This window comes from Streptomyces sp. MBT65 (assembly GCF_016612545.1).
GTDB lineage: Bacteria > Actinomycetota > Actinomycetes > Streptomycetales > Streptomycetaceae > Streptomyces.
The window spans coordinates 1-15,064 of sequence record NZ_JAENRY010000184.1; the positions used below are offsets into that span (position 1 = coordinate 1).

At 72.4% G+C, this 15,064-nt stretch carries 9 protein-coding genes; 1 reads left to right on the forward strand and 8 read right to left on the reverse strand.

Going from position 1 to position 15,064, the window contains the following annotated elements:
* Both JHN63_RS33215 and JHN63_RS33220 read right to left on the reverse strand, forming a co-directional pair.
* Window positions 1-1,029 (reverse strand): serine/threonine-protein kinase (locus JHN63_RS33215; RefSeq protein ID WP_234478080.1); only part of this gene is annotated, 1,029 nt, incomplete at its 3' end.
* Window positions 1,030-1,072: 43 nt separating this feature from the next.
* Complete coding sequence (locus JHN63_RS33220; protein ID WP_200687706.1) at window positions 1,073-1,966, reverse strand: MBL fold metallo-hydrolase; 894 nt, start codon at window positions 1,964-1,966, stop codon at window positions 1,073-1,075.
* A gap of 102 nt (window positions 1,967-2,068) precedes the next feature.
* On the opposite strand from JHN63_RS33220, the gene JHN63_RS33225 reads away from it, so the two are divergent.
* The gene (locus JHN63_RS33225; protein ID WP_200687708.1) at window positions 2,069-2,965 is read left to right on the forward strand and encodes an AraC family transcriptional regulator; all 897 of its coding nucleotides are present in this window, start codon (window positions 2,069-2,071) and stop codon (window positions 2,963-2,965) included.
* Window positions 2,966-3,014: 49 nt separating this feature from the next.
* Here the strand turns inward: JHN63_RS33225 and JHN63_RS33230 are convergent, their stop codons facing one another.
* From JHN63_RS33230 to JHN63_RS33255, 6 genes are all read right to left on the reverse strand, one after another.
* Window positions 3,015-3,368, reverse strand: a complete 354-nt coding sequence (locus JHN63_RS33230) for a hypothetical protein (protein WP_200687710.1) — start codon at window positions 3,366-3,368, stop codon at window positions 3,015-3,017.
* The gene (locus tag JHN63_RS33235; protein ID WP_200687712.1) at window positions 3,365-5,074 is read right to left on the reverse strand and encodes a serine/threonine-protein kinase; all 1,710 of its coding nucleotides are present in this window, start codon (window positions 5,072-5,074) and stop codon (window positions 3,365-3,367) included. Before JHN63_RS33235 ends, JHN63_RS33230 begins: the two co-directional genes overlap by 4 nt.
* 92 nt (window positions 5,075-5,166) lie before the next feature.
* On the reverse strand, window positions 5,167-6,837 hold the full coding sequence (locus JHN63_RS33240) for a serine/threonine-protein kinase (protein ID WP_200687714.1): 1,671 nt from the start codon (window positions 6,835-6,837) through the stop codon (window positions 5,167-5,169).
* 29 nt (window positions 6,838-6,866) lie between these two features.
* A complete protein-coding gene (locus JHN63_RS33245; protein ID WP_200687746.1) occupies window positions 6,867-8,597 on the reverse strand; it encodes a serine/threonine-protein kinase in 1,731 nt (576 codons plus the stop codon).
* A 157-nt stretch (window positions 8,598-8,754) separates the two neighbouring features.
* Window positions 8,755-12,291 carry a protein kinase gene (locus JHN63_RS33250; RefSeq protein WP_200687716.1) on the reverse strand — a complete coding sequence of 1,179 codons (3,537 nt, stop codon included), beginning with the start codon at window positions 12,289-12,291 and terminating at the stop codon, window positions 8,755-8,757.
* 164 nt (window positions 12,292-12,455) lie between these two features.
* Window positions 12,456-15,008: a serine/threonine-protein kinase gene (locus JHN63_RS33255; RefSeq protein ID WP_200687748.1), complete on the reverse strand. Its 2,553-nt coding sequence runs from the start codon at window positions 15,006-15,008 to the stop codon at window positions 12,456-12,458.
* Window positions 15,009-15,064: the final 56 nt, after the last annotated feature.

A 15,064-nucleotide genomic window follows, 5' to 3' on the forward strand; every position in this document is an offset into this window, starting at 1 on the left:
CTCCACGACGGTGCCGAGGACGAGGCCCGCCAGGAGGAACACCCCGAGGGCGATGAGAAGCGAACGGCGGCGGGGGCGGCGGGACTCGGGCGGCGGCTCGGGGTCGTCGGCGGCGGCGGCAGCAGCAGCAGCAGCAGCCGAGGATTCCTCAGGCTCCGCGTCCTGGACGATGATCGGCGGCTCCGGTATGCCCTTCCCCGCCGCCACCGCCTCCAGCACCGCACCCACCTCCTCCGCCCCCGGCCGCGCCTCCGGCTCGCGCGCCAACAACCGCAGGATCAGCGGCCCGAGGGGCCCTGCCCGGGTCGGCTCGGGTGGATCGCCGGCGAGGATCGCGCCGAGGGTGGACTCAACGGTCGTACGACGGAAGGGAGATGCCCCTTCGACGGCCGCGTACAGCAGGACGCCCAGGGACCACAGGTCGGAGGCCGGGCCGGCGCCCGTGCCCGACATGCGCTCGGGGGCGATGAATTCCAGCGAGCCCACGAACTCCCCGCTGGCGGTGAGGGATTCCTCGCCCTGGATGTGTGCGATGCCGAAGTCGGTGAGGACGACGCGGTCGTGCGGGCCGAGCAGGACGTTGGCGGGTTTCACATCGCGGTGCACGATCCCCACGGCGTGGGCGGCGCGCAGGGCGCCGAGGACGGCGAGGCCGATGCGGGCGGCGTCGGCGGGGGCGAGAGGCCCGCGCCCGAGCAGTTCGTGCAGGGACTCGCCGCGGACCAACTCCATGACGATCCACGGGAGTTGTTCGTCCTCGATGACGACATCATGGATGGCCACGGCGGAGGGATGGTCGACCCGGGCGGCGGCGCGGGCCTCGCGGTAGAGCCGGTGGGCGGCCCGCTGGAACTCCTCGTCCTCCGGGTCACCGGGCAACCGCGGTTGCTTGACGGCGACTTCACGGTCCACGAGTTCGTCGAACGCCCGCCACACGGTGCCCATGCCGCCGGAGCCGATCCGTTCGAGCAGCCGGTAGCGACCGCCGACCAGCCGTCCGTCGCGCACCTGTTCGCCGACTTCGCTCATGTCCCATCAGTACCGTGCCGGGTACGGCCTTGTCGACGCGCTCCTACGTCCCGAGCACCAGCGTGTCGCCGGCCCGCCGCACCCGCGCGACACCCGTGCCGCCGAAGTGCGCCGGAATCACCAACTCCCCTTCGTCCGCCGCCCGTTCGAGCACGCGCCGCCGACTGTCCACGGCCTGCCTGGGATCGAGGCAGAAGCAGCTGCTGCACTCGGGGTGCGGGATCTGGACCGGGCTGTGCAGCAAGTCCCCGACGAACACGGCCCGTTCGCCGCCGGAGGAGACCCGCAGGACGGACGAACCGGGGGTGTGCCCGGGCGCGGACTCCAAGGTCAGATGCTCGTCGACGCGGTACGTGCCGTCCCACAGGGTGGCCAACCCGGCCCGGTGCACGGGCGCGACGCTGTCCTCGTAGGTCAGGCGGTCGTCGGGCCGTACCGCGCCGCCGTAGTCGTTGTCGGGCCCGAAGTGGAAGTCGTCGGCGGCGGGGAGGAGATAGCGGGCACGGGGGAACATCGGCTCCCAACTCCCGTCCACGTCATGGGTGTTCCAACCGACGTGGTCGCCGTGGATGTGTGTGTTGACGACGACGTCGACGTCCTCGGGCCGTACGCCGGCCCGTGCCAGCCGCCCCGGGAGGTCGCCCTGGCTCATGTGGAACAGCGGATTGCCGGGCCGCTCCCGCCCGTTGCCGACCCCGGTGTCCACGAGCACGGTCCGCCCGGCGCTGCGCAGCACCCAGGTCTGGAGCGCCACGACCGCGCGGTCGCTCTCGGGGTCCCAGTGGTCGGGCGCGAGCAGCGCGCGGTGGTCCTGCCACACCTCGGGGGGCAGGTCCGGGACGAGGGTGCGGGCTGGGGCGAAGGGCCGGTGCCACTCGACGACGCGGACGACTTCTACATCGCCGATCAGGAAGGTCTGTGTGTTGTCCTCGGTCATGGAAGTGAGCTTAGGAAGCCGACGGTGAGTGTCTCAATGCGTGAAAAGCTCGCTCGGATACGCATACGGCTCACTCGTGCTTGCCTGGCATACCATGAGCTCATGGACGTGGTGAGCGACGCGATCTCCGCCGTACGGACCGGGCAGCCCTCCTCCAACCGGCTGCTGGTGAACGGCAGTTGGTGCACGCGGCTCGCGCCGTACGAGGGTGCCGGGTTCCATGTCGTGCTGGCGGGCAGTTGCTGGCTACTGCCGGACGGCGGCGGCGAGGCGGTGACGCTGGGCGCGGGGGACGTCGTCCTGCTGCCGCACGGAACGGGACACGTGCTGGCGGACTCGCCCGGCGACACCGCGCGGGCGGTGCCGTTCGAGGAGATGCGCCGGCCGGCCGGGGGCGGGCACTCGGTCGAGTTGCTGTGCGGGAAGTACCGGCTGGACCGGAGCCGGACGCATCCGCTGATGGCGGAGCTGCCGGAGGTGGTCCATCTGCCGAACCGGGTCGGCCGGCACCCCGGACTCCGGTCGGCCGTGGACCTGTTGGCGAACGAGTTGGACGAACGGCGGCCCGGGGCCTGCCTGGCGCTGCCGAGCCTCCTCGACCTGCTGCTGATCTACATGGTGCGGGCGTGGATGTCCGAGGCGGAGACCGGCAGTTGGCCCACCGTACTGACCGACCCGGTGACCACGGCCGCGCTACGGGCCCTGCACTCCGACCCGGCCGCGCCCTGGACCAACGACCGGCTGGCCGCGGCGGCGGGCGTGTCCCGGGCGACGCTGGCCCGCCGGTTCACCGCGCTGGTGGGGCGGGCGCCGATGGCGTATCTGACGTGGTGGCGGCTGACGTTGGCGGCGACCCGGCTGCGGGACACGGACGCCCCGCTGGCGGCGGTGGCCCGGGAGGCGGGGTACGGCAGCCCGTACGCGCTGTCGCACGCGTTCAGCCGGGAGTTCGGGGTGACGCCGGGGAAGTACCGCGTGTCGGGCGGGGGTTCGGAGTAGCACCGAAGAAGTACTCGGTATCGGGAGCGAGTTCGGAGAACGCCCGAAGCTAGTCGCCGTCGGGATGGAGGTCGGGATCGGGGTCGTCGTACTCCTCCGCGAGCCGCAGCCCCAGGTCGGACTCCCACTCCAGGGCCCACCGCCGCAGTTCCGTGATCTCGTCCGCGTCGAGCCCATGCGCCGCGAACTCCTCGTCGCTCACCCAGACCACGCTCTCCAGCCGCTCCCGCAGCCCGAGGAGGTCGAAGTCGCCTTCGCCGTCGCGCAGGCCCAACTCCTCCAGTTCCACAGGGGAGTAGCGGCGGCGGGCGGCGTACACGTCGACCACGTCGCAGGGCAGACCCCGGTCGCTGAGCGCGCGCACGCTCGTGATCGCGAGCTCGGCGTCCGTACCGTCGCTCACAGCGTGTCGATGTCCAGGTTCGCGATCGCCGCCTTCGCCACCTCGCGGCCACGGGCCGTGAAGTCGCCCTTGCCCGGGTAGCTGACGGTGAGCCGGTACATGTCCCCGGCGGAGGTCTTGTAGTAGAGGATCCGCAGCTCGCGAGGGAGGGGGTTCTGGGTGTCGTTGGAGTCGTATGTGACCGTGTTCTCGGCCGACGGCCTGCCCTGGTACGTGCCGGTCGGCTTCGGGACGGTCTTCGCGGCCTTGCCCATGTCGAGGTCGACGCTGCCGTTGGTCTTGAAGTCGCCGTTGTCCGAGTACATTTCGGCCGCCGCCGAGTCCTTGATGTAGCCGTTGGTGTCCTCGGACTTCTTGTCGAGGCTCACGAAGACCCAGATGCTGCCGCTCGGGTCGGTGTACGTGACCCAGTGGCTCTTGTCCGACGTACGGTCGGGGGTGGTCCGCTTGTACGCGGCCGGGACGGCGAGCGTCACGGCCACGTCGGACTCGTGGTGCTTCTTCCAACCGTGCGGCAGCGGCCCCGCGAACGGGTTGCCGATCACCACGTACGCGGCCGCCACCGCCGCCGCGACGACCACGGCACCGAGCCCGAACCACGACTTGCGGCCCAACCGGCGTCTTCCGCCGGGTCCTTGGACGTTCCGCACCTCCTGCGTCGACGCCGGCGCGGGCGGGTTCGCCACCGATGCGAGTACGGCACGGACCTGGGCCGCGTTCGGGCGGCTCGACGGATCCTTGGCCAGCAGGCCGGTGATGAGGTCGGCGAGCGGGCCCGGGGCGGAAGTCGGCGCCGCGGGCGCGGCGTTGAGGACCGACTGGAGGGTGGCGGGGGTGTTGCTGCGGCGGAACGGCGAGACGCCCTCCGTGGCCGCGTAGAGGACCACGCCGAGGGACCAGAGGTCGGAGGCGGGGCCGGGCCGCTGGCCCAACACCCGTTCCGGGGCGATGTATTCGGGCGAGCCGACGAAACCGCCGGTGTCCGTCAGATTGGTCTCGCCCTCGATCTGGGCGATGCCGAAGTCGGTCAGGACGACCCGGTCGTAGCGGCCCAGCAGGACGTTGTCCGGCTTGACGTCACGGTGCAGGACGCCCGCCGCGTGCGCGGCCTCCAGCGCGCCGAGCACCTGAAGGCCGATGCGGGCCGCGTCGCGTGCGTCGAGCGTGCCCTCCTGCAACGCGTCGCCCAGCGAGCGACCGGTCACCAGTTCCATCACGATCCACGGCTGACCGTCGACGACGGCCACGTCGTGCACGTTCACGACGGCCGGGTGGTCGAGCCGGGCCGCCGCGCGGGCCTCGCGGCGCATCCGCTCGAAGGCGTTGGACCGTTCGCGTTCGGGAAGATGGTCCGGGACGCGTGGTTCCTTCACGGCGACCTCGCGGTCCACCGTCTCGTCCTTCGCGCGCCACACCGTGCCCATCCCGCCGTGCCCGAGCTTGCCGAGCAGCCGGTACCGACCGGCTATGAGCCGCCCCGTGCCGGGGTCCGGCGTCGGGACGGAGTCCGTGGCGGGGGCGGGCGTCGCGTACGGATTGTCCGGATGCGGCACCTGCACCGGCACGGCCATCCGCGGGTTCGGCGGCTGCGGCGCCGTACTCTGCGGGGCCGCAGCCTGCGGAGCTGATGCCTGCGGAGCCGGTGGTTGCAGAGCGAAACTCGTCGGCTCGTCGGCTCCGTGTCGGGCTCCCCCGTCGCTGCTCATACGTCCATCCATATCGCGGCGACCGCTCCGGTATCCACAGGGAATGCTTTCCGGTCACACACCCGTGACTCGAACGGTCACCTATCTCCCCTTTATGACGGTACGAACGTGTCCAGCGCGACGTCGAAGTACTCCTTCGCCTCCCGCACCTTCCCGACCGGCGCCGACACCCACACGTCGTACATCCGGCCGTCCTGCTCCCAGCAGATGTCGTACGTGTGCCGGGGTCCCTCCGCCGTGCTGAAGCCGTTCCAGCTGAACTCCCAGAGCGCGGCGGGGTGTCCGTAGTGCGTGGTGTCGGTGACCTTGCCGTCGTGGTAACCGGGGTTCGTGTCCGCCCCCTTGGCCGCCGCGCTCTTCATCACCGCGAGCGGACCGCCCGTCTCGGGATCGGTCATCTTGATGCCGAGGCGGAAGGTCTCCCCCGGCGACATGTAGAAGATGCGCTCGCCCTGCGGCACCCGCACGAAGTCCTCCGGTACGGCGAGGGCGAAGCCGTCGGGGTCGTGGGCGACGCGGTAACCGGAGGGCGCGGAAGGGGTGTTGGCGGTTTCCGAAGGCGTGGGTGTGGGTGTGGGCGTGGGTGACGGCGTACCCGCGCTCGTGGACGTCGACGGCGCCGAACTCACCGGCGCGGCAGCGCCTTTGTCCCCGTCCCCGCGCATCAGGAGCGCGGCCGCCGACACTCCGGCCCCCGCCATCGCCGCGACCAGCAACGCGGCCACGAGCACCCCGCGCGTGGACCGCCGGGGCGGCGACTGCTGTTCCGCCGTCGCGGAGGGCGCGGGGGCCGGTGGTGGTGCCGGGGTGGTCAACTGCCTTTTCGGTACGTCTCGTTGGGTCGGTGTGTAGCCGGGCGCCGGGTGCGCCGTACGGCCGTCCTGGGCGGCGCTCGGCGTGCGCCCGGTGTCCAGGAAGGCCCGCAGCATCCGCTCCGCCTCCGCCGCCTCCAGCCGCCGTTCCGGATCCCGTTCGAGCAGTCCCCGTACGACGGGCAGCAGTGGCCGGACCTGTTCGGGCGGGCGGATCTCGTCGACGACGACCGCGTGCAGGATGCCGCCCAACGAGTCGCGCCGGAACGGTGATTCACCGCTCAGCACCGTGCACAGCAGCGCGCCGAGGGACCACAGATCGGACGCGGGGCCGGTCCGCGCGCCCGACATCCGCTCCGGCGCGGTGTACTCGGGCGAGCCGACGAACACACCGCTCTCGCTGAGCGTCGTGGCGCCCGCGACCTGTGCGATACCGAAGTCCGTCAGGACGACCCGGTCGGAATCGGCCCGGCCGGGGTCGGTCCGGTCGTCGGCCGTCTCCAGCAGGACGTTCGCCGGTTTGATGTCCCGGTGCAGGACGCCCGCCGCGTGCGCCGTACGCAGCGCGCCCAGCAGGGCGATCCCGATCCGCGCGGCCTCGGCGGCATCGACCGGACCCCGCCCGGCGATCCGGTCGGCGAGCGAACCGCCACCGATCAACTCCATGACGATGTAAGGCCGTTCGTCCTGCTCGACGACGTCGTGCACGACGATGATGTGCGGGTGCCGCAACTGCGCGACCGCCCGTGCCTCGCGCAGCGTACGGTCGCGCTGCCGGCGGGCCTCCTCCTCGGAGAGGGTGTCGTCCTGGGCGACCTCCTTGACGGCGACCTGCCGACCCAGGAGTTGGTCGGTCGCCCGCCACACGATGCCCATGCCACCGCGCCCGAGCCGCTGCTCCAGCCGGTAACGCCCGGCGATCACCCGGACGTTGTCCCCCTCGGTCCCCATGCGCACCATCATGACGTAACCGGAAGCCGTCAGGCCGAGTCCGGACTCCAGCTCTGCAGGACCGACTTGAACTGCGTGCTCGTCGTCGCCCAGTCGGCGGCCGGCGAGGACATGTAGATCGCGTACTCGATCCCGTCACGGGACATGTACGTCTCCTCGATGGCGCGCCGCGGCCCCGGGTAGGGGGTGTCCTTCGCCTGCGCGGTCCAGGTGTAGTCCCACAGGGAGCCCGAACGGTCGCGGTAGGTGTTCGCCTCCAGGGTCACCCGGTTGTAGTCGACCAGGCGTTGGAGCTGCACCTCCAGGTCCAGCTGGTGGTCGTACGCGGTGGGGAAGTCCGGTGTGGCGTCGATGGCGATGCGGACGAAGTGCTTCCCGTTGTCGGGCGTGTAGTCGACCTGCTTGATGCCGCCGCTGTCGCCGTAGACCTTCCGCGACCAGCCCTTGGGGAGCGAGATGTCGAAGCCCCAAGGGTCGTGGTGGACCTCCCAGTTGGCGGGAAGTGAGCCCTGTGCCGGGGCCGGGGTCGAGGCGTCGGCCGAGGGACTGTGCGAGATGGTGGCGCCGGGGCTCGCGCTCGCCTCCCGGTCCTGGTGCCACTTCTGCAACCCCAGCGCCGTACCGCCGCCGACGAGCGCGGCGAGGACGACCACCAGGACGACCGAACGGAACCGGCGGCGCTTGGGCGGGGCGAGCGAGCCGGGCGCGCCGGGCGCGATCGCCGTACCGCCGACGAGAGGCGTGTGGTGGGTGGCCGAGCCGGTCGCCGACGGATGGGGCGTCGCGCCCAGGGCCACCGACGGGGAGGCCATCGACGGATACGGCGTCGCACCCGAGCCCATCGGCCCGTACGGCGTCGCGCCCGTTCCGGGTGTGTCCTGGGTGAGGCTCTCCGCCCGCGAGCCCGCGTGCTGCGTCGGCACCCACTGCTCCGCCGACCGCGGGCGCCGTCCCTCGGCGGCCTCCGCGAGCATCTGCTCGGTCTGGTCCGCGTCGGGCCGTAGCGCGGGATCTTTGTTCAGCAGCGCGGCGATGACGGGCGCGAGCGGGCCGGCGTACCGCAGTTCGCCGGCCTCCTCCTCGACGACGGCCTGCATGGTGGAGAGCGGCGAGGTGCGGCGGAACGGCGAGCGGCCCTCGACGGCCGTGTAGAGCGTGGCGCCCAGCGCCCACAGGTCGGAGGACGGCCCGGGGTCGGCGCCGCGGACGCGCTCGGGGGCGAGGTAGTCGACCGAGCCTACGACCTCGCCGGTCCGTGTGATGGTGCTGTCGCCCTCGATCTGCGCGATCCCGAAGTCGGTGAGGAGCACCCGGCCGTCCTGCCCGAGCAGCACGTTGCCCGGCTTGACGTCACGGTGCAGGACGCCGGCGGTGTGCGCGGCGCGCAGCGCGCGCACCACCCACACGCCGATGCGCGCGGCCTCGGCCGGCTCGATCCGGACCTTCTCCTTGACCTCGTCGGCCAGCGAGTTGCCCTCGACCAGCTCCATGACGATCCAGGGGCGGCCGTCGTGTTCGAGTACGTCGTGGACGGTGACAACGGCGGAGTGGTTGATCCGGGCGGCGGCGCGCGCCTCGGCGCGGGTGCGCGCCAGAAGTCTCGGCTGGTCGCTCTCGGACACATAGAGCGCGGCCGTCAACTCCTTGATGGCGACGGCCCGGTGGAGCACCTCGTCGTGGGCACGCCACACCCGGCCCATGCCGCCGCTGCCGATCGATTCGGCCAGCCGATAGCGCCCCGCGAGGAGCAGGCCCTGCATCTGATTCACGTTTCCCCGCAATGCTCTTGACAGGCTCAGCGTAAGGACCGGCCCTCCGGCAGGGAACCAGCGGGGTGCCATGGAGACCGCACTGTGACGGTTGTCGCTTCTGCGCCCGAACGGGAACCAAGGGGCTACGGCGAGCCGCCTCCGCGGGTCACCCGGTGTACTGGTAGGTCGACGACGCCTGCTCGTACAGCCGTGTCACCTCGTCCCGTTGGGCCTCCGGGCCGCGTATCTGCACGATGTGGTACCGGCCGTCGATGAGGAACGCCATGTTGCGCACGAACAGGTCGCCGCCCTGGCTGTCCGTCCAGGTGAACTGCCCCTCGGCCATGGTCTTTCCGCCCACCGTGATGGTCCGCAGCCCGGTCGCCGTGGCCCAGCTGGAGTCGCGGTACGGCTGCAACTCGCGCTCCGTGTCCCGCTGGTAGACCATCGGGTCGCTGCCGTACTTCGTCGCGCTGTCCCGCCCCGGTACGACGATCAGCTCGAAGTCGCCGTGGGAGTAGACGACTTGGCCGCTCCCGTTCTTCGGCGTGCGGGTCCAGCCCTTGGCCACGGCGATCTGGAACCCGGCGGAGTCCTTGCGCAGCACGAAGCCGTCGGCGACGTTCGAGCCGGTCCCTGTCGGGGTCGAACCGGCCGATGTGGAGGGGCTGTTGTCGGCCGCGGGCGAGGTCTGGTCGGGTTGCGGCTGGCTGCTCGCCGCGGCCGAGGACTGGCTGGGCGCGGGACTGACGTCCCCCGCGGCCCCCGTCCTGTCGCCTTGTCCGGCGCCGGTGTCCTCACCGGACTTGGGCAGGAAGAGCATGGCGTAGGCGACGGCACCGGCCAGCAGCAGGAAGATGAGGATGAGCAGGGTCCGGCCCAGCCGCCGGGGCGACCCCTCGACCTCCTGCTTGGCCCGCTTGTGCCGGCCGTGGTGACTGGTCGCGGGCAGCCCGGCCCGGCGCCTGCGCACCAACTCGCCCCGCCTGCGCACGATCGGCAGTCGGCGCGGGTCGGTCGGCGGGGTGGCGACGACATACGTACCGGCCTCGGGCTCGGGCGCGGAACGCACCAACGACCGCAGCCAGCCCCGCAGTTCCTCGAAGTCGAGCCGCTCGGTCGGGTCCTGCCGCAACAGCGACTCGACGACCGGCCGCAGCGGCCCGCACTCCTCCGCGAACGCGGGCGGCTCCGCACACACGAGCTGCACGAGCTCGGCGGTCGCCTCCTCGGGATACGGCGCATGCCCCTGCACGGCCCGGAAGAGCAGCGCCCCGAGCGCCCACAGGTCGGTGGCCGGCCCGATCGGCGCGGCCAACTGCCAGTTCTCATGCACCGGCACAGCCTGCTCGGGCGCCCACCGCTCGGTGACGGGCCCCACGACCGTCATCCGCACCTGCCGCGCCCGCTCGGCGGCCAGCGCGGTGGCGGGGCCGCGCCGAGCGGGGGCACCGGCGGGGGCGAGGTCGTCCCAACGGGCTCGGGCCTGGGGGGAGTTGCCGGCGGCGGCTGGCAGGTGGGTGGGGTTGGCGGCGGAAGTGGTGCCGGGAAGTTGGGGGTTGCCGAGGGAAGCTTCGGCGGAGTAGCGAGGACCGCCGGTTGAAGCGTCGGCGGGAAAGCGGGGGTTGGCGGAGGAACCGTCGCCGGGGAAACGGGGGTTGCCGACGGAAGTGTCGCCAGGGAAGCGCGGGGTGCCGACGGGGCCCGCGCCGGGCTGGTCGGCGGCCGTGAGCGCGCCGTAGGCCGAGGGGTCGTCGCCGTAGGGGCGGGGGGCTCCGCCGTGGAGATGGGGGTCCTCACCGCGCGGGTTGGTGTCTCCGCTGTAGGACGAGGCCTCTGAGCCGTGCGGGCGGGGAACTCCGCCGTAAGGCGAGGCCTCCGCACCGTGTGGGCGGGGATCTCCGCCGTAGGCCGCGGTGTCTCCACCGTAGGCCGAGGTGCCCTCGCCGCGCGGACCGGCGTCTCCGCCGTAAGGCGAGGCCTCCGCGCCCTGCGGACGAGCACCTCCGCCGTAGGCCGGGGCGTCCCCGCCGTAGGCCGATGTGCCCTCGCCGCGCGGACCGGCGTCTCCGCCGTAAGGCGAGGCCTCCGCGCCCTGCGGACGAGCACCTCCGCCGTAGGCCGGGGCGTTCCCGCCGTAGGTCGAGGTGTCCGCGCCGGGGAACGTGCCCGTTCCACCCGGAGGCTGTGCACCCGTGTTGGTGCCCTCCGGCGGAGGGAACGGTCGGGCGCCCTGTGTCGTCGGGGCCGGGCCGCCGGTGGCGGGGCGTGGTGCGGCGCCGTGCCAGGCGGTGTTGCGGACGCCGTAGGGGTCGGCTATCTGGCCGGGGGGCGTGGTGCCGGCCGTGTGTTCCACGCCGTTGCCGCCGGCGTACGGCAGTTGGGCCGAACCGTTGGCCTGTCCGGCGCCGTGGTCGCCCTCGACCGCAGGTCGGGCACCGGGCAGCGCCGGGCGCCCCGGCTGGGTCTCCTGCACACGGGCAGCGGCCCGCGCACCCGCGCGGTACGCGGCGATCGCCCCGGCCCTCGCGGCCCGGACATCACCGCCGGCCTCCGCCTCCCTGCGGGCCAACGCGGCGGAGGCCCCGCTCCCGCCACCGCCCTCCACACCGACTCCGGGCAGCCCTCCGGCGGCCCGCGCCTCGATCGCCGCCCGCCGGGCGGCCTCGGGGTCCACCCCACCGGGGCCTACGGCAGCGGCGGCCGCACCCGCGCCGGTTCCGCCACGCGCGCCCCCGAAGCCGATCGCCCCGCCACCGCCGGCGCCGCCTCCGCGGGAGTCACCGGGGACCGCAGGAACCGTAGAGCCGCCGGGAGTTGTGGAGCCGGCCGCTGTCGCGGGACCCGCGGGAGAGCGAGAACCGCCCGGAGCCACCGGCCCCGCCGGAGCCCTGGAACCACCCCGAGCCATGAAGCCTGCCGCAGCCGTCGAACCCCCGGGGTGCCTGGAGCCGCCCTGAGCGCCGGGCCCCGCGGGTACCACCGCCCCGCCGCCGCCAGGTCCCGTCCCCGCTCGGCCGCCGAACTGCCCCTGGGTTCCGCCGCTTTGCTGCCCCGGCGCACCCGCCCCGTCCTCGCCGTCCTGGACCGGCACCGGGTCGTAACCGCACAGTGCCTCCTCCGCCGCGCCGACGGCGAGGCCGGTCAGCATCACGCGGCCGTCGTCGCAGACGAGCACCGTGCGCGCGGTGATGTTGCGGTGCACCCAGCCGTGCGCGTGCAGCACCCGCAGCGCCATCAGCACGTCGGACGCGACCTCGGCCGCCCGGTACGGCGACAACGGCTTCTCGACGAGCAGCGCGGACAACGGCTGGGCGGACACCAGTTCGCTCACTATCCACAGCGAACCGCCCTCGGCGAACACGTCGAAGACCTGGTCCAGCCGGGGATGATCGGGGATCCGCGCCGCGGCCTGCGCGGCCTCGACCGCGCGCCGTACCGCCGGATCGGTGGGCCGCCGCGTCGCGGTCCGCGCCGCGGCCGGCCGCCGCGCCCCGCGATCACGCGCTGTGAACCCGTCGGGCAGCCCGTCCTCGCCGAGCACCTCCGCCTCGACGACCTCCGGCAACGGCACCTGGCGTACCAGGACTTCCTGCCCGCTGTAGGTGTCGAAGGCCCGGGACTCGGTGAGTTCGTACTCGTCGGAGGGTGGCAGCGGCAGGCGGTAGCGGTCGGCGAGCACCCGACCCGCATAGTCGTCCACGTTGCCTCCCCCGGCCGCCCGGTTGGTCAATTCCGTTCGCCTTGCGCCCCGTTCCGCCTGCATACCTGGATGCGTACGGTCCGCAACCACTCACGATACGTGCCGGAGGCAACCCACAAAGAGGGGTTGACGGATCTGGCGCGCCAAACCCGAACCCACCCGCCTCACGACTTCGGTTCGAACGTCTTTGTGAGCGTCGTCCAAGTGTCCTTACGGAGCTCACTGTCCCAACTGTCCGCTTTCGCGGTGTACATGAGCGCATATCCGAGATGACTGTTGACGACGAACCCGCGGTCGATCGTGCGGTACTTCGTCCCGCCGTCAACATAGGTGAACTCCCAGTCGGCCGCGTTCCAGCCCCGGTAGTCCACCCCCGCTATTCGGATCCGCGTGTACCCGGAGCGCGTCATGTACTGCTCCTGGTTCTTCCAGTCCGCCACCGGATTGCTCTTCGGCGTACTGGTCCAGGCGATCAGCAGCTTCTGCCCGTCGGGGCCGACCAACCGGACTCCGGCGGAGTCCGTCGACTGGTACGACCACCCGGCGGGCAGACCTATGGAGAACCCCTGGCTCCCCTTGTACGTCTTCACGACCGCGGCGCCGTCCGAGGAGCCGTCCGTCTCCGTACCGCTCCCACCGGACGCGTTCGTACCGGTGGAGGACGAGGTGCCGCTCGAAGCGGACGCCGTCGTCGAGGAGTCGGCCTGCCCACCGCCCGTGCTCGCCGTGTCGTCGTCGTCCTTCTTGGTGTCGGTTCCGGTGCTCGCGCTCGCACTCGCGCTGGCGACCGTCTTGCCGCCGTCGTTCTTCTTCGACCCCTTCGAGCCGCTGTCGTCCCCGCCACCGAGCGTGAACGCCAGCACCACACCGATCACCGCGAGCAGGACGACGACCGCGATGATCACCAGCGTCCGCTTCGGCACCACATCGGTGAGCGGCGCCCTCGGCACCGACCGCGGCGGCAGATCCGGCGGCGTCATCACGGGCCACCCCGAACTGCGCCCACCTGAACCGGAGTCGGCCGCCCGCGCACCCACCTCGTGCGTACCGCTGTCCCGGCTGCCCGAGTCCCGCAGCCCCGGCTCCCGAAGCCCCGACGACTGCACGTCCGACGCCTGCGCACCCAGGTCACGCGTAGCCTCACGCGTACCCGAGTCGGCCGCACCGGCCTTCGCCGCAGAACCGGCCGCGGCACCCGCACCGGCCACCGCGCCCTTGCCGCCCTCGGCTCCCGAGCCGGTCGACGTCCCGGAACGGGTCACCGCACCGGAAGCACCCCCCGCCCGAGCCGAAGGCACCCCGGGCGTCCGAGGCCCAGCAGGAACAGACCCGGATCCAGCGGACCCTGATCCAGCAGGCGCAGCACCAGCACCGCCGGCCGCCGCGCTCTTCGCACCACTGGAGCCATCGGCCTTCGAGGCACCCGAGCCGCTCTTGCCCGAAGCACCCGTACCGACCGCACCGCCCGAACCAGTCCCGGCACCAGCCGCACCGGCACCGGCACTCGAGCCACCCGGCTTACCGGCAACGGGAGTTGAAGCCCCACCAGAACCCGAACCCGTGGCCGAACCAGGACTCCCAGCCGGGGCCGGACTCGTAGCCGGAGCCGAACCCGCAGCCACACTCGACCCCGAAGCCGCAGCCGCCGAAGTCACCGCCCCGGCCCCCGCCGAACCCCCCGCGGCCTTCCGCATGGACCGCAACGCCCCACGCAACCGCTCGGCCCCCGCCGAACCGCCACCGCTCTTCTTGCCACCGGACCCGGCCGCCCCCGGCCCCGGCTGCGCGGGCAACGGCACCACCCTCGTGGCGTCCACCGCCGGCACCGGCTCCGGCTCGGCCGCCTTCGGCTCCGGCGCGTGGATCACCGCGTTGAGCATCGCCCGCGCACCCGCGTCGTCGAGTCGCTGGGCGGGGTCCTTGTTCAGCAGGCCGTAGATGACGTCCTTCAACGGCCCGGCGTTCTTCGGCTCCTCCAACGGCTCGGTCATCACCGCGGTGAGCGTGGCGATCGCGGAACCCTTGTCGTACGGCGGTGCGCCCTCGACCGCCGCGTACAGCAACCCGCCGAGCGACCACAGGTCGGCCGCCGGACCCGGCTTGTGCCCGCGGGCCCGCTCCGGGGAGATGTAGGAGGGCGCGCCGACGAGCATGCCGGTGGAGGTGATCGACGGGTCGCCCTCGACCTGCGCGATACCGAAGTCGGTGAGCACGACCCGGCCGTCCTCGGCGATCAGCACGTTCGACGGCTTCACGTCGCGGTGCAGGATGCCCTGCCGGTGCGCGGACCGCAGCACGTCGAGTATCGCGAGCCCGACCTCCGCCGCGCGCCGCGGTTCGAGCAGACCGTCCTCCCGGATGGCCTCGGCGAGCGACTTGCCCTCGACCAACTCCATGACGATCCACGGCCGGTCGTCCTCGTCGACCACGTCGAAGACCGTCACCGCGCTGGTGTTGCGGATCCGCGCGATGGCCTTGGCCTCGCGCAACGTCCGTGTGATCAGCCGGCGTTTCTCGTCCTCGTCGATGCTGGACGGGAACCGCAGCTCCTTGACGGCGACCGTCCGGCCCAGGGTTTCGTCCTCGGCACGCCACACCGTGCCCATGCCTCCGCGGCCGAGCACTTCTCCCAACCGGTACCGCCCGGCGAGAAGACGCTCGTTCTTGTCCTGACGAGTGTCTTGACGGGATGTCCCCGCCCGCTCCGCCTCCGACATGCGTCCCCTCATGCAACCCGCCCTGACAGAGCCTCCATTGTCCCCCACCGAACAAG

Bases quoted from the DNA above. Each gene is read 5' to 3' on its own strand.
- JHN63_RS33220 (WP_200687706.1), bottom strand. From the start codon at position 1,966: ATGACCGAGGACAACACACAGACCTTCCTGATCGGCGATGTAGAAGTC.
- JHN63_RS33225 (WP_200687708.1), top strand. From the start codon at position 2,069: ATGGACGTGGTGAGCGACGCGATCTCCGCCGTACGGACCGGGCAGCCC.
- JHN63_RS33235 (WP_200687712.1), bottom strand. From the start codon at position 5,074: ATGAGCAGCGACGGGGGAGCCCGACACGGAGCCGACGAGCCGACGAGT.
- JHN63_RS33240 (WP_200687714.1), bottom strand. From the start codon at position 6,837: ATGGGGACCGAGGGGGACAACGTCCGGGTGATCGCCGGGCGTTACCGG.
- JHN63_RS33245 (WP_200687746.1), bottom strand. From the start codon at position 8,597: ATGCAGGGCCTGCTCCTCGCGGGGCGCTATCGGCTGGCCGAATCGATC.
- JHN63_RS33255 (WP_200687748.1), bottom strand. From the start codon at position 15,008: ATGTCGGAGGCGGAGCGGGCGGGGACATCCCGTCAAGACACTCGTCAG.